The sequence below is a fragment of the Psychrobacter sp. VH5 genome (genome assembly GCF_050572635.1).
In the GTDB taxonomy this organism is placed as follows: domain Bacteria; phylum Pseudomonadota; class Gammaproteobacteria; order Pseudomonadales; family Moraxellaceae; genus Psychrobacter; species Psychrobacter celer.
Genome location: NZ_CP192145.1, coordinates 2,505,919 through 2,525,211 on the forward strand (window position 1 = coordinate 2,505,919; position 19,293 = coordinate 2,525,211).

A 19,293-nucleotide genomic window follows, 5' to 3' on the forward strand; every position below is an offset into this window, starting at 1 on the left:
AGCAGGACTGTAGCTACGTCACCTTATAACCCTAATGCAGCATCTTCGCGTTTGACGATTTTATGCTCATCTTCATTGCTGTCAAGTTTCCAGTAGCTAGAGATATAAAGATGACTCTTAGCCACTTCTTTTTGTTTGAAGTACTGGCGCAGCGCACGCATACTATTGAACTCGCACGCCGCCCACACTGCCACCTCACCAGCCGGCCAGCCTAGCGTCTTAATACGCTCAAAAATGGGGTAATGACTGCTGCTTGCTTCGGCATTGATTACCCACTCAAGCGTTATATTCTTCGGCTTTTGTAGCGGCTGGATATCATCCTCACTCAGCACCTCGATGACGGCATAGCCCTCGGCATCCTCGGGCAGCTGTGCTAAGTTTACCGTGATGGCGGGCAGCGCGGTCATGTCTCCCGCCAATAAAAACCAATCCGCCTCGTGATTGATAAGCTTTTTGGGGCCTGGTCCCCCAATCAAAATAGTATCACCGACTTGTGTGGTTTTGGCCCAATGTGAGGCAGGGCCTTCAGCGCCTTTGTGGTTGAGACCATGCAAGACAAAATCGACATCGATTTCATCGTCACGTTGCTGGATAATGGTATAAGTGCGCATGATGGGCTTTTTTCCTGTCTCCCCTGCAAACATCAGTTTGATATAGGCGCTTTCTTGCTCGATTGGGAAGTCTTGCATGCCCGCTCCACCAAGTGTAATGCGGCGCATGTTTGGCGTGATATCGGCAATGCCTTTTACTTCTAATACTCTTGGATTAGGTTTGGTCATTTTTTATCCTTTTATTATCATTTTAACACTTTGACATGTTTGTGCTTTAATTATGCAATGACTGCGACTCAGACATACTTTACCTTTAGTAGCAATCATAAAAAAGCCAGCTCTCATACAAAGACAGCTGGCTTTTAGATATTACCAATAACAGTTAGATTAGAATTGATAGGTCAAAGAGGTTTTGATATTACGACCCATCTCAAAATCTGTAGCCGTAGCATCAGCCGTATTTAAGCGCGATGCGTGACTGGCATAAGTTTCATCAAACAGGTTATAAACCCCAACGGTGGCTTTTAGACCATCAAACTGACGTGGTGAATAGTTCACATACACATCGTGCACATCATAGCTTGGCTTAGTCTCACCTTGATTATCAGTAATAGATGCTACATAAGTACTGCGCCAGCCTAAATCAACCATATCATTAGCTGCATAATCTAAGTTCACCATGTAGCGATCGCCCGAGTCAGCACCGCTGCCACTCACTGATGGGATACTATTGCCTGTCTTATCGCCTTCGCTACGAGCACGTGAGTAGCTCAGCCCCATACCAAAGTCACGAGTAGTGTAGTTAGCAGCCAGCTCAACCCCATCTATTTTATAGTCTTCATCACTGTTGAACATACCTTGACAGTCACCGCCTATCGCGCCGGTCTCACAGTCAATCCCAAATCTACCAGGGCGACTACCTGTACGCATAAACTGCTGATAGTTTTCGATATTAGATCTAAAGTATTTTGCACTCAATTGTAGCGCATCATCAGCAATGGTTAGATCGCGTAGCGTGGTGGCCACACCTACCTCAGAGTTATAGCCTTCTTCTGGCTTGAGATCATTATTGACATAAACACCCTCGCCATTGCTGTTAAAGACAGTTTGGCCTAAATCTGGGCCATTAAACAGCTCTGTGTAGCTTGCAAACACTTGCGTACGCGGCGCAATCTCGTAGCTGGCTGCTAGCGCGCCAACCACATTGTCGTAAGTAGAACCGCCCGCCACAAATTTAGGAGACTCATAGCGGTCGTAGCGTACACCTGGTGTCAGCGTCAGTTTGCCTATTTGCCATTGGTCTTCTAGATAGACTGAGGTGTTATTGGCATCATCATTCGCAGTTGCAGAACCATCACGTGCCATCTCAGATTCTTTTTCGTAGTGCTCAGCGCCTACGATTAGCTTATGACGACCGTTATTTGTGTCAATAACACTGGTATTTTCAATCTTAACACCTGTGGTTTTTACTTTTGCATCAAAATCAAAGTTGCCTACGTCTTCAGAATCACGCAGAATCTGCGTTTCTGTTTGATAAACGGTGGTATCAACGTCAATGAGTGAGTTTGCTGGATTAAAGTTATGATCGAGCGTATAAGTATCACGCTTTATTTCTTGTGGGATTACATCAAGACCACGACTGTTAGGAAGGCTTGGAAAATCTGGACGGAATGGGAAAACACCTTCTTTTTCGGTACGGCTAAAGCTTGCACCGACATGATGATCGTCACCAATATACGCGCCTGCTTTTAATAAGATGTTTTCGCTCTCACTGTCCTCATAAAGCTCACGGCCGTCGCCATCTTCACCAGAGTCGGTATCGCGCTTGCCATAATAAGCCAATAGGTCGATATTGTCTGTTGGCGCACCATACACAGTCGCTGACGTAAGTAGCTCATCATTATTACTGGCATAACCTGCGTGTAGTTTGGCACCGACCTTTTGACCCGGTTCGAGTAAATCTACTGCATCGACCGTTTCAAATGCTACTGCGCCGCCGATGGCATCGTTACCTAGCGTGACAGAATTGTTACCCACTGCCACTTCTGCTTGTTTTAATAGGTCTGGATCGATGGTGATATCACCCATGTGATAAAACATCGCGCCTTCTTGACGCGCGCCATCGACGGTGACTTTAAGATTGGTATCATCAAGACCACGCACACGCACGCGTTGATTGACCGATGAGGTGCCACCGACCTCAACCCCTGGTATGACATCCAAAAAATCACTTAAGTGGCTTGCCTGTGCTGCGGGCGTATAGTTGTCGATATAGACTGAGTCTTCTTGTACATTTTCACGTACTGAGGTGTTTGCCGTTACCGTAATCGTTTGTAGCGTAGTACTTGGCATGTCTTCTGCTGCCGCACTAGCCGCCTGCGTCCACAATATGGCTGCCACGCCCATAGATAATACGGTTAATTGATTGGATGAGATTGGTAACTTTACTTCACGCATAACACACTCACTTTGATGACGATCAATATTAAATTTTAGCTGTGACTGTAGCCTGTCCGGCATTTATCAATGTATTGCTATATCGCCACATTGACAAACACCAAGACGCTACAGCATGGCTCACATACGAATATTAATGATAATTATTAGCACTTAAATAATGACAGGCATCATAATCAAGTATTAACAATTTGGCAATAATGAATGTGAGAAATTAAGCGTTTTAATGATAATTTGTAAAGGCCGTCGAAAGACCTAAGGGAGGAGGATGTCGGTTGACGTATTAACATCATAAACCAATATCATAAAAAAATAGGCGGATACCTTGTTTTTTTTGTACTACTGTACTAGAATGCTGAAACAAGAGCCATTGTTCTGTTATTTATTATCTGACTGATTATTATAAGACGACATACTATGAGTACCAACCCTTATCACAGCTTATTACAGCATTTGGCAAACTGTCCTGATAGTGCGGATATCGAGGCGTTGTTTCGCGCGCTGCTGACAGAAAAAGAGCAGCAAGAGATTGCCAATCGTATACGCATCTTTGATTTGCTGGCGCGCGGCGTGACCCAGCGTGAGATATCTGAGCAATTAGGGGTTGGTATCGCCACTGTCTCGCGCGGCGCCAAAGCGATGCAGACGCATGACGTCAGCGCTTTATTGGCGACGCATAGAGAAAATGCGTAAGCGATTAGCCATTATATCAATTTTGCTTAGTATCAATTTTGTCTATCTCTATCTGACACCTATCTAACTCACTTTGGACATCACTATGACACCTACCCTACAGCACAATCCGCCTGCGGCGATTGAGATTCCCAGCAAACCGAAACGCATCAAACTCACCCAAGATATCGATTTTTTTACGTTATTTAAACGTATTGAGCGTGCTTTTGAGACCTGCTATCTGCTTGAATCACTAGGCGAAGATGGACATATGGCGCGCCACCATGCCATTGGTTTTGACCCTGTGATGACCATTGCCGCTATTGACCGCACGACTTTGGCAATTACTGATAATCAAACCGCCAAAACCCAGCACTATCAAACGGACAACCCTTATGAGCTTCTACGCAGCATCACCCCGCAGCACGTCATCGCTCGTGATCAGACAGGCGGACTGGTCGGCTACTTAGGTTATGACAGTGTCAATTTTTTTGAGCCAAGTCTCAATGCAAAGGCAAGCGACGATTTTGAACCCTTTAAATTTGGCGTCTATCTCGATGGCCTAACGCTTGATAAGATGACCGGTGAGATTTTTTATTTTTATTACCCGACTGCTCAGCAAGACAATCGTATCGAGCAAATCAAAGCCTTACTTGATGAGCCAACGCCTAGCTATGAGCCGCCCTCGGTTGAGTTTTTGGCTGATGGTATGAGCCAAGATGAGCATGCGCGCGCCGTCATGCAAGTCAAAGAAGACATCATCTCTGGGCGTATCTTTCAGTGCGAGGTGGGTTTTAAATCCAAATATCGTATCGCCGGTGATAAGATGCCGATTTATGAAAAGCTGCGGGCGGTCAACCCGTCACCGCACATGTACTTTATGAAATTTGCTGAGCAGTGCATCATTGGTGCCTCCCCCGAGCTGCTGTTTCGCTTGCGACAAGGTGAGATGGAAACCTATCCACTGGCTGGCACCGCCAAACGCGGCGTCGATGTCGCAGAAGACCGTCAGCTTGCCCGCGCGTTGCTAAACGATGCCAAAGAGATCGCCGAGCACAATATGCTGGTCGACTTGCACCGTAACGATATCGGCCGTGTCGCGCGCTTTGGTACGGTAAAGGTTCGCAGCCTGATGGACATCAAACGCTTCTCACATGTGCAGCACATTTCCTCTGAAATCGTTGGGATTTTGCACCCTGATGAAGATATGTTTAGCGCGCTTGCCAGCAACTTCCCTGCCGGTACCTTATCAGGTGCGCCAAAAGTCGAGGCAATCAAAGTCATCAACGAGCTAGAGCCTGATGGCCGCGGTGCGTATGGCGGCGCGCTTGGCTCGTTTAATTTTAATGGCGATTGTATTTTTGCCATTCCTATTCGTAGTCTATTTATCAATGGTGAGTCCGCCTACGCGCAAACCTGCGGCGGCAATGTCTACGACTCCAACCCTGCTGATGAATACTTAGAAATCCAGCGTAAGCTCTCTGCCATGAAAGTGGTGTTAGACAGCTTTATGACCGCCTAAACCCCTCTCTACTTCAGCAAAGAGTGATGACTTATGAATGTTTTGATTATCGACAACTACGACTCGTTTACCTTTAACTTATATCAATATATCGGCGAGATCTTGCAAACCATGGAGGATGATAAAGACGGCGCTAGCGCTGCAAACGTCATCGTCAAACGCAACAACGAGATCACCTTGGCTGACATACAAGCGATGAATCTGGACCGCATTATTATCTCACCTGGCCCAGGCGCACCTGATGATCCTGCTTACTTTGGTATTTGTGCAGAAGTCATCAAAATCATGGGAAAAACCACGCCGATATTGGGCGTCTGCCTTGGCATGCAAGGTATCGCCCACGTATTCGGCGGCGATGTGATACGAGCTTGCGTACCGATGCATGGCAAAGTCTCTGCCATTCGCCATGACGATGCAGGTGTTTATCAAGGCTTGCCACAAGAGGTAGAAATCATGCGCTATCACTCGCTTATGGTAAAGGCGGATACGCTACCTGACTGCTTAACCGTCACTGCTGTCGTTGCCAATGACGCCCATCATCACTTGAGCCTGACAGAGGCGGCGCTCGCAGGCGATGAGATAATGGGACTTGCCCACACCGACTATCCGATTCAGGGCGTGCAATTTCATCCAGAGTCATTTGCCACAGAAGGTGCCAAACGCTTGCTAGGCAATTTTTTACTGCAAGTTTAAATCATGCAGCCCAAGTAAATCGACTTTTAAGTTTAATGGACTTGTGTTAGTCCTTCATTAACGCTTTAATGTTAGACTGAAAACAACAAACAAAAGGCAGCCTTTAACAAGGTTGTCTTTTGTTATTTCAGCATAGTAATGAGTGATGAGCAATAGGCAACGAGCACCAAGTCAAAAAAAAGCGCCATTAGCTTAAAGACTGATACAGCTTATTGTTTGAATTTTCTAGAAAATAAAATAGAGAGCGATATGGCACATACCGAGAGCGCGATGACAGCGCGGCAGTCATGGATAGGCACCCTTCAAATCATTAGCGCTGCAGTCTGTTGGGGCACGCTTGGGATATTCTCAACCTATCTGAACCAATTAGGCTTTAGTGGCTGGCAGGTGACTATCTTGCGTATCGTGACCGCGGCGTTAATTGTTCTTTTTATGCTGCCCAAACTCTACCCGCAGCTGCTCAAGCTTAGCGCCAAACAATGGGGCGGCTTGGTATTGCAATCGTTGATTGGCGTACTGGGTATGTCGCTCTGTTATTTTTTTGCCGTCATCTATGTCGGCGCTGGCCCTGCGGTTGCTTTGCTATATACCGCACCAGTATTTAGCCTGCTGTTTTCTGCGGTGTTATTGCAGGAGCCTATCACTCGTCAGTCAGCGCTACTTGCCTTAGTTGCAGTATTTGGGGTAGGTCTGACGATGGCAGGAGATGGCGCGCAAGTCAACTGGGGTATAGGATTGGGGCTATTAGCAGGGGTGTGTTATTCGTTATATGGTGTGCTTGGCAAACGCGCGATGCATTATGCCCACCCTGCGCCGTTGGTGTTTTTTACCTCGATTATCATCAGTGCTGGCGCACTGCTGTTGTTGCCTGAGACGTATCGTACTTACGGGCAGTTATCCACCTTACCTCTGGCCACCTGGGGCTACGCACTGGGGCTTTCCTTGATTGGTACGGTAGTGCCATTTGCGCTGTATATGAAAGCATTAGAGAAACTGCCTGCCACGCGCGCATCGGTCTTTACTATCTTTGAGCCATTGACCGCTATTGCCTTAGCGATTTTATTATTGAACCAGTCGCTTAGCCTTGTTCAGTATTTAGGCGTCATGCTTATCTTACTCGCCGCGCTATTTAATGCGCTACTTAACGGTACTACTACTCGAGTGCCACGCTGGCTCAGACGGCGACCAAAATCTTTTTAGCAAAACAAAAGCCTCAGTGAAAAAACAACTTAAAAACAAATAAAGCCCCAACCATGACACCACAGTTGGGGCTTTATTTCGCTTAAAATTAAAGGCTGGTGCTATAGAGATTTGATAGATGATTTGGATGGCTGTAAATCTATTATTGTTCAATACGCTGCAAAAACGCTTGCGTACGCGGGTGAGTGGATAGCTCAAACATCTGCTGAGCGCTGCCCTCCTCAACCACATGGCCATCCTCAATTAATACCACATGATCGGCGACATCGCGCGCAAAGCTGATTTCATGCGTGACCACAACCATCGTCCAGCCCTCACTTGCCAGCTGCTTCATGGTCTCAAGCACATCTTGTACCAGCTCCGGATCGAGCGCTGAGGTCGGCTCATCAAATAGCAACAGCGACGGCTCAATGGCCAAAGCGCGGGCAATGCCGATGCGCTGCTGCTGACCACCTGATAGCTGAAACGGATACAGATCGGCTTTGTCTGCCAAGCCCACCTTATCGAGCAAGGCCAGCGCCTGCGTACGCGCTTGGGCTTTGCTTTGCCCTTGTACCACCGTCGGCCCAAGCATTAGGTTCTCTATCGCTGTTTTATGCGGAAACAAATTATAAGACTGAAACACCATGCCAGACTTACGCTGCAGTGCCAACAGGGCTTTTTTCTTAGGCTTGGTGGCAAAGTCTACCGTCAAACTACCGTCTTCAAAAGCAATAACGCCTTGATCGGGTATCTCCAGCGCATTTAGGCAACGCAAAAACGTGGTTTTGCCCGACCCTGATGGCCCTAATATCACCACCACCTTGCCTTTTTCGATGGTCAAGTCGATGCCCTTTAGCACTTGATTGTCACCAAAGGCTTTGTGAATATTACTGACTTGAATCATAGAGGTTTCCGCTGACAAATAAAGAATAATAACAAAACACGAGTAAACAAATAGCTACTACCATACTTGGCTCGTCGCTTGAGTGAAATGGCGGCAGTGGCCAATACTTGTCGGTTATTTGGCCACATAACGATCGAGTCTGGTCTCAAGCTTGCCTTGAATAAAGGTCAAAAACAAACAAATGGCCCAATAAATAAAGGCCGCTTCGGTATAGACCAGCATAAACTCATAGTTGCGGGCGGTAATGATCTGCGCTTGCTTAAACAGCTCTGTGACCAATACCAGCGACGCCAATGACGTGTCCTTGACCAGACTGATAAAGGTATTGGACAACGGCGGTACCGATACCCGTAACGCTTGCGGCAAAATCACGTGGCGAAAAGTCTGCAGATACGTCAAACCGACCGTCGAGCCTGCTTCCCACTGGCCTTTTGGAATCGACAAAATCGAGGCACGTACCGTCTCTGAGGCATAAGCACCGATATTGAGCGAAAAGGCAATAATCGCTGAAGGAAACGGGTCGAGCTTGACGCCGACGCTTGGCAGGCCATAAAAGATAATAAACAACTGCACCAGCATCGGTGTCCCGCGAATCGCCGAGACATAAATACGAGCCAGACGGTAGACAATCTCATGCAGCCAGCCGGTACGTGGCACGATACGAATCAGCGCCACGATAAGCGCAATCATCATACCGATGGCAAACGAAATCAAAGCCAACGGTATCGAATAGTAGATACCGCCCTTGAGCATCGGCCAAAACGAGTCGATGACGATTTGCGCCCGATCAGGACTCATAAAGGGCAGTAGTGCCAATAAATCGGTTAACGCTGAGGTAAGAGACGCTAGCATTATTTTTGTTGACTTATATCAGCACCAAAGAATTCTTCGCTAAGCTCGGTCAGCGTGCCGTCGGCATGCAGCTCGCTCATGGCTTTATTTAACTTCGTCACGACAGCATCATTGCCTTTTAATAGTACCAAACCTGAACCGCGCTGCTCGTCGGCCGGAGCAACCAGCTTGATCTCAAGGCCACTATCTGGGAATTTTTTTAGATAATCAAGTACGGCCAAATTGTCATTCATGGTAAAGTCAGCGCGGCCTTGCTTGACCAACTGAATCGCTTGCGCCATACCATCGACAGGGACGATTTCGGCTTGATAGCGTTCGGCCAGCTCACCATAGTTACTGCTTAACGACTGGGCGCTACGTAGACCTTTTAGGTTATCCCATGAGCCATAACGATTGTCATCGGTGGGCGCTAGTACCACAGCGCCAGACCAGCTATAAGGCTGCGCGAGGTCGTACTTTGCTTGGCGCTCAGGCGTCGTTAGGCTGACTTGGTTGGCCACCATATCGAAACGCTTAGAGTCGAGACCTGCTAGCATTGCATCCCACTGAGTTTCTTTAAACTCAACATCGACGCCGAGCTTATCCGCCACCGCACGGGTGACTTCGACATCGTAGCCGGTCAGCTTGCCGCTTTCATCGTGATAGGTAAACGGCGGATAGGTACCCTCAGTACCCACATTGATCGTGCCGCCATCGTTGATGCGTTGCAGCATATCAGAGTCACCGCTCGCGGCGTTATCAGTCGCATTGCTATCGGCGTCATTGGTAGTAGACTGACCACAAGCAGCGAGCAGGACTGTGCTGGCGGCGAGGGCTAAAAGAGTACGACGTTTCATAAGGCGTCCTTATAGATGAATGAATAAGTCTAAAAGTGTCTAGCAAAAGTATAGGGTGCCATGCTGTATGCAAAAGCTGTATAAGAAAACAGTATGATAAAACCATGCAGGCAAACACCTTTACAAACAAATCGTATTTGGACAGTGTCCGCACAGCGCGCATCGGCTTTAGCTGCCCGATTTGAGGACTGCAGATAAATTTTTCAATACTGTGTTGGCTACTTTCTGCATTTTCTTATCACAGCCTGTCCCTATCTTTAAAACAAAGGGTTTTCAAACACAAAAGCTCAATTGTTTCTATACTAGCGCACTTAGGTAAGAATAAACGTACAAAAACAGTGAGTAACAGCCAGCTCTGTACGTTTATGGTCACAGCTCGCCTGAGAACTGATAGCGCTCCCCTGCGTGCCACATTTTGACAAAGGTCAATACCTTCCCTGCTGAATAGGTCTGACGGCTCAGCACCAATGTGGGAGACTGCGGGGCAATCTGTAGCAGCGCGGCGATCTCATCTGGTGCTGCTAGCGCCTGAATGGTATAGCTACCGCGCTCCAGTGGACTTTTGGCAATCAAGTACTCACTGGTGTTGATAATACTAAAGTCTTGTTCGATAAACTCAGGCAGTTTTTGTGCATCGACCCAGCGCTCTTCAAACTGTATGGGCTGAGCATCCGCAAAATGAATGATTTTTACTTCGTATAAGACCGCCGCACTACTATCTGCCGCGCTCCTCTCGCCTGTGGTTGCCGCACTGTCGATAGCAAACTTACGGCGCAGCTCATCATCTAACATACTTGCGGTGATCACACGTTTGCTCACCACCTGCGCTTGATAATCGCGGTTAGCTGACTTTAAGTCTTGGGCGATATTGCGCACCTCTACAAAGGTATGATTAAACTGCTGCTGGGCGACAAAGGTCCCTGAGCCTTGCCGGCGCTCTAATACTCGCTCCTCGCTCAGCTCTTTTAGCGCGCGGTTGACCGTCATGCGCGATACACCAAACTCCTCAGCCAGCGCCATCTCTGTAGAGATGACCTCACCTGCTTGCCACTTCCCTGAGTGAATATTATCCAAGATTGCGTTTTTGATCCGCTGATAAGCGGGAACTTGTTTTGTCATGTCCGTGTTTTACCGTCAGTTTTAGCAAAATAATAGCTTCATAATACCATGACCATCCGTCGCCGCGGCAGCCCTCATCCATTAATCACTACCTGCGTTGGATCACCGACCACAGAAGACAAAGAAAAGCCGTCACCAAGACAGACGTACGTCAAAGATCTTACCCCATACAAAAAAATGCTTGCATGAAAAATAAATCTTTGATAATTTGTATATACAACTTATTAGGTACTTTCAATATTATCACTAAATGCCGCGCAAATAGACCACGTAAACATGCGGCATAAATAAGCGATGCACATTCAAAAGGATCTGTTCATGACTACTGCCAAAGAAACCACCACAAACAACACCCTTAAGGCAAACACCTTTACCCGCCTTGATGACAGCCGTGAAATCGCTGCGCCCACTGGTAGCGAGCTGCACTGCAAGAGCTGGCTGACCGAAGCGCCTTATCGTATGATTCAAAATAATCTACATCCTGACGTGGCCGAAAACCCAAAGAGCCTAGTCGTCTATGGCGGTATCGGACGCGCTGCCCGTAATTGGGAGAGCTATGATCAAATCCTCGCCTCTCTTAAAGAGTTAGAAGACGATGAGACCTTACTCGTACAATCTGGCAAACCCGTTGGCGTCTTTCAAACTCATGAAAACGCACCGCGCGTGCTTATTGCCAACTCTAACCTTGTCCCGCGCTGGGCAACGTGGGAGCATTTTAACGAGCTGGATCGTAAAGACTTGTTTATGTATGGGCAAATGACCGCTGGGAGCTGGATTTATATCGGCACCCAAGGCATCGTCCAAGGCACTTATGAGACCTTTGTCGAGGCAGGCCGCCAGCATTATGATGGCGATTGGAGCGGACGCTGGATATTGACCGCTGGTCTTGGCGGTATGGGCGGCGCGCAGCCATTGGCCGCAAGCTTTGCTGGTGCGACCTCTTTGAACATCGAATGTCAGCAATCCAGCATCGATTTTCGTTTGCGCACCGGTTACGTCGATAAGCAAGCGGACGATCTCGATCATGCTTATGAGCTGATCAAGCAGCATACCGCCGCTGGTGAAGCCGTCTCTATCGCCCTACTTGGTAACGCCGCCGATATCTTGCCTGAGATGGTCAAGCGCGCCAATGCAGGTGAAATCAAACCTGATCTAGTCACTGATCAAACCTCTGCTCATGACTTAATCAATGGCTACTTACCAAGTGGCTGGACCGTTGAAGAATGGAAGGCGGCACAAGAAAACCCAGAGCAACACGCGGCGTTGAGCAAAGCTGCTGCTGCCTCTTGTGCCGTACACGTACAGGCCATGCTGGACCTACAAGACATGGGTATCCCTGCCACTGATTATGGCAATAACATCCGCCAAGTGGCCTTTGATGAAGGGGTAAAAGACGCCTTTAATTTCCCAGGTTTTGTCCCCGCTTATGTACGACCACTGTTTTGTCAAGGTAAAGGGCCGTTTCGCTGGGTGGCGCTATCAGGCGACCCAGAAGATATCTACAAAACTGATCAAAAAATCAAAGAGCTGTTCCCTGAAAACACCCATGTGCATCGCTGGCTGGATATGGCAAAAGAGCGTATTCAATTTCAAGGTCTGCCAGCCCGCATTTGCTGGTTAGGTCTGGGCGAGCGTGATAAAGCAGGCTTGGCATTTAACGAGATGGTCAAAAACGGTGAGCTCAAAGGCCCCATCGTCATCGGCCGTGACCATTTAGATACTGGCTCTGTTGCCAGCCCAAACCGTGAAACTGAAAGCATGAAAGACGGCTCAGACGCGGTGTCGGATTGGGCGCTATTAAATGGTATGCTCAATGTCGCAGGCGGCGCCACCTGGGTATCATTGCATCATGGCGGCGGCGTGGGTATGGGCTACTCGCAGCACTCTGGCATGGTCATCGTCGCCGATGGTACAGAGAGCGCAGCCAAGCGCTTGGCGCGCGTACTGGTCAATGATTGCGGCTCAGGGGTGATGCGTCATGCCGATGCCGGCTACGAGCTGGCGATCAAAACCGCCAAGGACTATGGTTTACATCTGCCGATGATTAAATAGCTTGCTACTGTCCTTATATGCTCGGATGATATAAGGACATCATCAACACTTTATCAAGGACGATAATATGTCTGAACGTGATATTTTGCCTCCAGGCAGCTCTGTGCCTAGAACGCCTCTAGACAGTCCAGCGCCTGCTAGCCTACGGTCTGAAAAGCTGCTATCTAAACCCATCGCACTAATACAGCTAATCGTATGTAGCGCTATTGGCTTGGTGATGTTTTTTGTGCCCTTTACCATCGGTGACAAAAGCACGATTTTGTTTGATCATGGGGCCACTTATCTGGTCACTCAGCAACACACCTTATCTGTGACCTTGTTGTTTTTGCTGATGATATTTGGTGTTAGCAAGCCATTCATAGACGGTTCATGGCGCAAAAACCTCACCCACAAGACCCTGACCGTGTTTAAGATAATCGGTTTGGTTTTGGCGGTGATGTATATGACTGGCACCGCCCCTGCCTATATGATGGAAGCTGATATGCTGCCATTTTTGTTTGAAAAGCTGGCATTACCCGTGGGTATGATTGTACCTATTGGGGCATTAATCTTGGCTTTTTTGGTGGGTTTTGGTTTGCTTGAGATGGTCGGTGTGCTGATGCAGCCGATTATGAAACCGATTTGGAGAACGCCTGGCTCATCAGCTATTGATGCCGTTGCGTCTTTTGTGGGTAGTTACTCTATTGGTTTATTGATTACCAATCGTGTGTACCTACAAAAACAATACTCAGCGCGTGAAGCCGTCATTATTGCGACTGGGTTTTCTACGGTATCGGCAGCGTTTATGGTGATTGTTGCCAAAACCTTAAACTTGATGGAGTTTTGGAATGTATTTTTTTGGTCAACACTGGTGATTACCTTTATCGTCACCGCTATTACCGCTCGTATTCCGCCCATCAGTCTGTTTGATGATAAGGTGGAGCGTCCAACCCTCGATCATACCCGCGGCAAGCGGCTGGCCGCCGCGTTTGATTTAGGCTTAGCGACGTCGCGTCAGGCAACTGACCTAAAACAGATTTTATGGTCCAATTTTCGCGATGGTCTGATGATGGCTGCTGCCATTGTGCCCTCGATTATTGCTGTCGGGCTGACCGGTCTTTTGTTAGCCAAATACACCCCAGTGTTTGATATATTGGGTCTGCTTTTGTATCCATTTACGTGGCTCGGCGGCTTGCCAGAGCCTTTAGTGGCTGCTAAAGGTATGTCTGCTGGGCTCGCTGAAATGTTTTTGCCAGCCCTACTACTCAGTGAGGCAGATATCCTAACACGCTACGTCGCTGGGGTGATATCGATTAGCAGCGTGCTGTTTTTTTCTGCCATGATTCCGTGTGTACTTGCAACAGAAATTCCATTATCGGTTGGCAAAATGATCGTCATATGGTTTGAGCGTGTGGCCCTTAGCGTCCTACTCGCAGCCGCGTTCGGACATTTTGCTATGTATGTAGGCTGGATGGCTTAAATCGCGTCATCTGCCAGCATCAGCGCCGAGCCGATACCATTAAGTAAATCAGAACACTAAAGCATATTATTTATATTATTCATATTGTTTTTAACTTTGGGACTCTCCTATGACCGCTATCAAAACTCTGACTCTCCATCCACGTAAGCTAAGCTTTGAGATGCTACGTGATATCTATAATCACCCTGTCCACCTCACCTTACCCGCCAGCGCTTATGAGGCAATCGATGCCTCACATAACGATGTACGTACCATCATCGCACGTGATAAGAGCGCTTATGGTATCAATACTGGTTTTGGCCTGTTAGCAAAGACCCGTATCAGCGATGACCAGCTCGAACTGCTTCAACGCAACCTGATCATCTCGCATTCAGTGGGTACGGGTGAGGCGCTACCAGACAACGTGGTCAGGCTAATTATGGTGATGAAAGTAGCCAGCCTCGCTCAAGGCGCCTCTGGCGTCCGCCGCGAGGTCGTCGATAGCTTACTTGGCTTAATTAATCATCAAATTACGCCAAACATTCCGGCCAAAGGCTCCGTTGGGGCTTCTGGTGACCTTGCTCCTTTATCGCATATGACGCTGGCGATGATGGGCGAAGGCGATGTCTATGTTGACGGCAAAAAAGTCCCTGCCGCTGAGGCATTATCGCAGCATGGTCTTAAGCCTATCACTCTAGCGGCCAAAGAAGGCCTTGCCCTTATCAATGGTACACAGGTCTCAACGGCACTGGCATTGCGTGGTTATTTCTTAGCAAGAGATTTACTTGAGACCGCCACCATCGTCGGCTCTATGTCTATTGATGCTGCCAAAGGCTCGGATGCGCCATTTGATGCCCGTATTCATGAAGTGCGTGGTCATCATGGTCAGATAGAGATCGCCAAAGCGCATCGTCAGCTGATTAAAGGCAGTGCTATTCGTGCTTCGCACAATGACGAGCAAGATGATCGCGTGCAGGATCCGTATTGCTTACGCTGCCAGCCACAAGTGATGGGCGCTTGCCTTGATATCATCAACCAAGCAGGCAAGACGTTATTAATAGAATCCAATGCAGTAACGGATAATCCCCTTATTTTCAATAACGATGATGGCCCAGTGGCTATCTCAGGAGGTAACTTCCATGCCGAGCCAGTGGCCTTTGCCGCAGATATGCTCGCTTTGGCAATCGCTGAGATTGGCTCTATGTCTGAGCGCCGTGTGGCGTTATTGATTGATGCAACCTTATCAGGTGGCCTACCGCCATTTTTGGTAGAAAATGCAGGGGTAAACTCCGGCTTTATGATCGCTCACGTGACGGCCGCAGCGCTGGCTTCAGAAAACAAATCTATGGCTCACCCAGGCAGTGTCGATAGCATCCCAACCTCTGCCAACCAAGAAGACCATGTGTCGATGGCCACCTATAGCGCCCGCCGCCTATATGAGATGGCGCAAAATACCGCTACCATCGTTGGTATTGAGCTATTGGCTGCTGGTCAAGGGATTGACTTCCATCATAACCTTGCTACTTCCGAAGCATTACAGGCTGCGCATCAAAAGCTGCGTGAACAGGTGACTTTTTATGACAAAGATCGCTACCTAGCCCCTGATATCGAAGCGGCAAAACAGCTGGTATTAGATGGCGCACTGACAAAGCATTGGCAGGCATTGCGTAGCGATTGGTACGAGTCTAAATAAGTAGCATCCTTTTATAGTAAGTGCTAAATAAAAAGAGTACAGATTTTATGGCGTGCTACTGGGATGAGTTTTATGCAGCCTCTGGAGTGACGAAGTCACACAGCAAGCAAAGAAAATTTATACCAGTCGCACTGTACTTATTTTATAGCGGATCGACTATACACAAGCAATACGGATTAAAGGAAATCAGCAATGAGCCTACCAATGCCTGACACAGCCGTGAGCCACAGCGCCGCTGATATGAGCCGCTGGACTGGACGTGCCGAGCCGTTTGAGTCTGCACGCGCCCGCTATTGGTATCAAATAGCGCAGCCTTATAGCTTTGATAGCAGCAGTCAACAAAACAACCAGCAAAACGGCCAGCGCATTGGACTGGTTGGGTTCGCTTGTGACCAAGGTGTCAGACGCAATCAAGGACGCGTGGGAGCCAGAGCGGCGCCGCCTTTGATTCGTCAGGCATTTGCTGCGCTACCCGTCATCGCTGAGCTACAACAGCGCTTTGATGGGCAACTATCAACGCTACTGGGTGATGCTGGCGATATTCATTGTCATGATAATGATGATTTTGCCGAGCGTACCCTTGAGCAAGCTCAATTAACCTATGCTGATAAAGTCAGTCACATTATCCAGCAAGGCGGCCTGCCCGTCGGACTTGGTGGTGGTCATGCCATCGCTTATGGTAGCTTTTTGGGATTGTGGCAGGCGCTACAGCAGGCAGATGCTACCAGTAACAACGATGCGCCGCTGCGTATTGGCATTATTAACTTTGATGCGCATCTGGACATTCGTCAGTCTGATGTCGCCACCTCTGGTACACCATTTCGCCAAATAGCCGAGCACCTTGAAGCACAAGATCAGCCATTTCACTATTGCTGTATCGGCGTCAGCCGGTTTTCCAACACTGCTGCACTCTTTGACCGTGCTGAGCAGTTAGGCGTGCATATTATCAGTGACGAAGATTGCGCCAATAAGAAATGGAAAAAACTTGCGGCGCAAATAGAGACCTTTATCAATGACGTTGATGTCATCTATTTAACCATTGATATGGATTGCTTGCCAGCAAGCGTGGTACCGGGGGTCAGTGCGCCCGCCGCTTATGGTATTAATTTGGCATTCGTTGAGCGCGCGGTCAAATGTATCATGGCATCAGGCAAAGTAAAAATGGCTGATATCGCTGAGATTAACCCGACCTTTGATATTGATGCACGCAGCTGTAAAGTCGCCGCTCGCCTCTTAGCGACTATTATCGAGCAGCATTTACTTTTAGTATAAATAAATCGATATATAGTCGATACACTCTAAAAATGTCATAGCGCTACTGGGATGAATTTTGCGCAGCCTCTGGGAACGCAGCACGCAAGTAAAATTTATACCAGTAGCGCGTTTAAATCCATAACAGTTTTACATTCAGCTAAGCTAACTATAGAATCAAAATGTGGTTGCTATTGATATAAGTGACTGGGATAAATTTTGCGAAGCCTTTGTCTCGCTTGCGCACAACAAGCGAGTAAAATTATTTGTACCAGTCATGCTATAACATTTTAAAATAAACCAACCATACAAGGTTACTGAAGTAAATTTTGCACACCCTCTGTCAGCAGCACCACAGCAAGAAGCGTTTTTACCAACGACACACTGTCTATTTTAAAATAAACGGACGATGGATGGCTGCACTAAATCTATACTAATAAGCAGGAGCACACCATGACTCATACAATACATCCTACAGATCAAATGCATATAAACGACTCCATCCTGACTTCATTTGATCACCTCATTATCAATGCCAATCTTGCCACCTTTTCAGCGCAATACGGCTTTGATATTTATCGCGACAATCAGAGCAACAATCAAAACAATGATCAAAACAAAAGCACTCCTTATGGTCAGTTAGAAAGCGCCGCTATCGGTATCAAAGACGGCAAAATCGCATGGGTTGGTACGTATGAGCAAATCAAGCCGCATCTGACTCATTATAAAAGCGATCAAATCAAAGACGTACATGGCAAATGGATCACGCCCGGACTTATCGATTGTCATACCCATATCGTGTATGGCGGCAATCGCAGCAACGAGTTCGAAGCACGCTTGCAAGGTGCCAGTTATCAAGATATCGCCGCACAAGGTGGCGGCATCGTCTCAACTGTTAGCGCTACTCGTACAGCAAGTGAGGAAGAACTATTTACCCAAAGTGAAAAACGTCTGCTCGCCCTCTTGCGCGAGGGCGTGACCAGTATCGAGATCAAATCAGGCTATGGGCTGGACTTAGACACTGAGCGTAAAATGCTAAAAGTCGCTCGTGCGCTCGGCGACAAACACCACATTCATGTCAGCACCACGTATTTAGCCGCTCATGCGCTACCGCCAGAGTATAAAGACCGTGCCGATGCGTATATTGAGCAAGTTTGCCAGTGGTTGCCCATCTTACATAGCGAGGGCTTAATCGATGCGGTCGATGGTTTTTGTGAAAACATCGCCTTTAGTAGTGAGCAAATTAAGAGCGTCTTTGATGTTGCTCGCTCATTAGACTTGCCTGTGAAGCTGCATTCTGAGCAGCTCTCAAACATAGGTGCCAGCGCTTTGGTAGCAGAATACCAAGGATTATCAAGCGACCATCTTGAGCACTTGGCAGAAGATGATATCAAAAAAATGGCCACAAGCAACACGGTAGCTGTGCTATTGCCAGGGGCTTTTTATACGCTGCGTGATACCAAGCTGCCACCGATTGAAGCATTGCGCAAGCATCAGGTGCCGATGGCTATCTCAACCGATTGTAACCCCGGCACCTCGCCGCTCACCTCGCTGTTATTGGCGATGAATATGGGCTGTACTTTATTTTATCTCACTACTGAAGAAGTGTTGGCAGGCGCAACCGTGCATGCAGCGCAAGCATTAGGCCTCGCCAAAAAAGGCAAGATAGAAGTGGGCTGTGATGCTGACTTGGTATTATGGGACATCGCCCGCCCTGCTGACCTTGCTTATCAGATGGGGCTAAATCCTATCACAGGTATCATGGTACAAGGCAGATGGCGTGAAGCGGTATAACAAACCACTATAAAAACCTATTCATAACAAAAAATCTGGCAATACTTTATTGCCAGATTTTTTCTATTTTCAAAATTCAAACAAGCCTAGGCACCTTCTTTTTTATATAGTTAGCTGAATGTAAAACTGTTATGGATTTGAACGCGCTACTGGTATAAATTTTACTTGCGTGCTGCATTCCCAGAGGCTGCGCAACCTACGTTTAAAAATAGCATCCCAGTAGCGCTATGACATTTTTAGAGTGTATCGACTATACTATAATGAGCACATGACAAAA

15 protein-coding genes are annotated in these 19,293 nt (G+C 47.7%); 9 read left to right on the forward strand and 6 right to left on the reverse strand.

Annotation, left to right across the window (positions count from 1 at the left end; genetic code table 11):
- Nucleotides 1–23 precede the first annotated feature (23 nt).
- Entirely contained in the window at nt 24–779 is a 756-nt protein-coding gene (locus ACNFVB_RS10470; protein ID WP_430737447.1) for a siderophore-interacting protein, read from the reverse strand.
- Nucleotides 780–938: 159 nt separating this feature from the next.
- A complete protein-coding gene (locus tag ACNFVB_RS10475) occupies nt 939–3,008 on the reverse strand; it encodes a TonB-dependent receptor domain-containing protein (RefSeq protein WP_430737448.1) in 2,070 nt (689 codons plus the stop codon).
- Nucleotides 3,009–3,425: 417 nt separating this feature from the next.
- Between ACNFVB_RS10475 and ACNFVB_RS10480 the strand changes: the two genes are divergently transcribed.
- The 4 genes from ACNFVB_RS10480 to ACNFVB_RS10495 all read left to right on the forward strand — a co-directional run bounded on the left by ACNFVB_RS10480 (nt 3,426) and on the right by ACNFVB_RS10495 (nt 7,095).
- The gene (locus ACNFVB_RS10480) at nt 3,426–3,701 is read left to right on the forward strand and encodes a Trp family transcriptional regulator (RefSeq protein ID WP_430737449.1); all 276 of its coding nucleotides are present in this window, start codon (nt 3,426–3,428) and stop codon (nt 3,699–3,701) included.
- 85 nt (nt 3,702–3,786) lie between these two features.
- Nucleotides 3,787–5,202, forward strand: coding sequence for an anthranilate synthase component I family protein (locus ACNFVB_RS10485; protein WP_430737450.1), 1,416 nt, complete (start codon nt 3,787–3,789; stop codon nt 5,200–5,202).
- Nucleotides 5,203–5,235: 33 nt separating this feature from the next.
- A complete protein-coding gene (locus ACNFVB_RS10490; protein WP_430737451.1) occupies nt 5,236–5,895 on the forward strand; it encodes an anthranilate synthase component II in 660 nt (219 codons plus the stop codon).
- A 249-nt stretch (nt 5,896–6,144) separates the two neighbouring features.
- On the forward strand, nt 6,145–7,095 hold the full coding sequence (locus ACNFVB_RS10495) for a DMT family transporter (RefSeq protein WP_430737452.1): 951 nt from the start codon (nt 6,145–6,147) through the stop codon (nt 7,093–7,095).
- A 142-nt stretch (nt 7,096–7,237) separates the two neighbouring features.
- Here ACNFVB_RS10495 and ACNFVB_RS10500 read toward each other — a convergent pair whose 3' ends face one another.
- The 4 genes from ACNFVB_RS10500 to ACNFVB_RS10515 all read right to left on the reverse strand — a co-directional run bounded on the left by ACNFVB_RS10500 (nt 7,238) and on the right by ACNFVB_RS10515 (nt 10,788).
- The gene (locus ACNFVB_RS10500; RefSeq protein WP_430737453.1) at nt 7,238–7,981 is read right to left on the reverse strand and encodes an amino acid ABC transporter ATP-binding protein; all 744 of its coding nucleotides are present in this window, start codon (nt 7,979–7,981) and stop codon (nt 7,238–7,240) included.
- Between the two features lie 114 nt (nt 7,982–8,095).
- Entirely contained in the window at nt 8,096–8,833 is a 738-nt protein-coding gene (locus ACNFVB_RS10505; RefSeq protein ID WP_075100545.1) for an amino acid ABC transporter permease, read from the reverse strand.
- Nucleotides 8,833–9,669 (reverse strand): transporter substrate-binding domain-containing protein, encoded by an 837-nt coding sequence (locus ACNFVB_RS10510; RefSeq protein ID WP_430737454.1) that lies wholly within the window; start codon nt 9,667–9,669, stop codon nt 8,833–8,835. The genes ACNFVB_RS10505 and ACNFVB_RS10510 overlap by 1 nt, the downstream gene beginning before the upstream one ends.
- A 369-nt stretch (nt 9,670–10,038) precedes the next feature.
- The gene (locus ACNFVB_RS10515) at nt 10,039–10,788 is read right to left on the reverse strand and encodes a UTRA domain-containing protein (RefSeq protein ID WP_430737455.1); all 750 of its coding nucleotides are present in this window, start codon (nt 10,786–10,788) and stop codon (nt 10,039–10,041) included.
- Nucleotides 10,789–11,106: 318 nt separating this feature from the next.
- On the opposite strand from ACNFVB_RS10515, the gene hutU reads away from it, so the two are divergent.
- The 5 genes from hutU to hutI all read left to right on the forward strand — a co-directional run bounded on the left by hutU (nt 11,107) and on the right by hutI (nt 19,016).
- Nucleotides 11,107–12,840, forward strand: coding sequence for a urocanate hydratase (hutU, locus tag ACNFVB_RS10520; protein ID WP_430737456.1), 1,734 nt, complete (start codon nt 11,107–11,109; stop codon nt 12,838–12,840).
- 67 nt (nt 12,841–12,907) lie between these two features.
- Nucleotides 12,908–14,299 carry a YjiH family protein gene (locus tag ACNFVB_RS10525; RefSeq protein ID WP_430737457.1) on the forward strand — a complete coding sequence of 464 codons (1,392 nt, stop codon included), beginning with the start codon at nt 12,908–12,910 and terminating at the stop codon, nt 14,297–14,299.
- 109 nt (nt 14,300–14,408) lie between these two features.
- Nucleotides 14,409–15,971 (forward strand): histidine ammonia-lyase, encoded by a 1,563-nt coding sequence (hutH, locus tag ACNFVB_RS10530; RefSeq protein ID WP_430737458.1) that lies wholly within the window; start codon nt 14,409–14,411, stop codon nt 15,969–15,971.
- A 192-nt stretch (nt 15,972–16,163) separates the two neighbouring features.
- Nucleotides 16,164–17,243: a formimidoylglutamase gene (hutG, locus tag ACNFVB_RS10535; RefSeq protein WP_430737459.1), complete on the forward strand. Its 1,080-nt coding sequence runs from the start codon at nt 16,164–16,166 to the stop codon at nt 17,241–17,243.
- Nucleotides 17,244–17,675: 432 nt separating this feature from the next.
- A complete protein-coding gene (gene hutI / locus ACNFVB_RS10540; RefSeq protein ID WP_430737460.1) occupies nt 17,676–19,016 on the forward strand; it encodes an imidazolonepropionase in 1,341 nt (446 codons plus the stop codon).
- Nucleotides 19,017–19,293: the final 277 nt, after the last annotated feature.

What these genes read in the sequence shown, in the direction of transcription:
- ACNFVB_RS10490 (WP_430737451.1), top strand. Translation starts at nt 5,236, where the DNA reads ATGAATGTTTTGATTATCGACAACTACGACTCGTTTACCTTTAACTTA.
- ACNFVB_RS10505 (WP_075100545.1), bottom strand. Translation starts at nt 8,833, where the DNA reads ATGCTAGCGTCTCTTACCTCAGCGTTAACCGATTTATTGGCACTACTG.
- ACNFVB_RS10475 (WP_430737448.1), bottom strand. Translation starts at nt 3,008, where the DNA reads ATGCGTGAAGTAAAGTTACCAATCTCATCCAATCAATTAACCGTATTA.
- ACNFVB_RS10485 (WP_430737450.1), top strand. Translation starts at nt 3,787, where the DNA reads ATGACACCTACCCTACAGCACAATCCGCCTGCGGCGATTGAGATTCCC.
- ACNFVB_RS10515 (WP_430737455.1), bottom strand. Translation starts at nt 10,788, where the DNA reads ATGACAAAACAAGTTCCCGCTTATCAGCGGATCAAAAACGCAATCTTG.
- hutG (WP_430737459.1), top strand. Translation starts at nt 16,164, where the DNA reads ATGAGCCTACCAATGCCTGACACAGCCGTGAGCCACAGCGCCGCTGAT.
- ACNFVB_RS10525 (WP_430737457.1), top strand. Translation starts at nt 12,908, where the DNA reads ATGTCTGAACGTGATATTTTGCCTCCAGGCAGCTCTGTGCCTAGAACG.
- hutH (WP_430737458.1), top strand. Translation starts at nt 14,409, where the DNA reads ATGACCGCTATCAAAACTCTGACTCTCCATCCACGTAAGCTAAGCTTT.
- ACNFVB_RS10470 (WP_430737447.1), bottom strand. Translation starts at nt 779, where the DNA reads ATGACCAAACCTAATCCAAGAGTATTAGAAGTAAAAGGCATTGCCGAT.
- hutU (WP_430737456.1), top strand. Translation starts at nt 11,107, where the DNA reads ATGACTACTGCCAAAGAAACCACCACAAACAACACCCTTAAGGCAAAC.
- ACNFVB_RS10500 (WP_430737453.1), bottom strand. Translation starts at nt 7,981, where the DNA reads ATGATTCAAGTCAGTAATATTCACAAAGCCTTTGGTGACAATCAAGTG.
- ACNFVB_RS10480 (WP_430737449.1), top strand. Translation starts at nt 3,426, where the DNA reads ATGAGTACCAACCCTTATCACAGCTTATTACAGCATTTGGCAAACTGT.
- hutI (WP_430737460.1), top strand. Translation starts at nt 17,676, where the DNA reads ATGACTCATACAATACATCCTACAGATCAAATGCATATAAACGACTCC.
- ACNFVB_RS10510 (WP_430737454.1), bottom strand. Translation starts at nt 9,669, where the DNA reads ATGAAACGTCGTACTCTTTTAGCCCTCGCCGCCAGCACAGTCCTGCTC.
- ACNFVB_RS10495 (WP_430737452.1), top strand. Translation starts at nt 6,145, where the DNA reads ATGGCACATACCGAGAGCGCGATGACAGCGCGGCAGTCATGGATAGGC.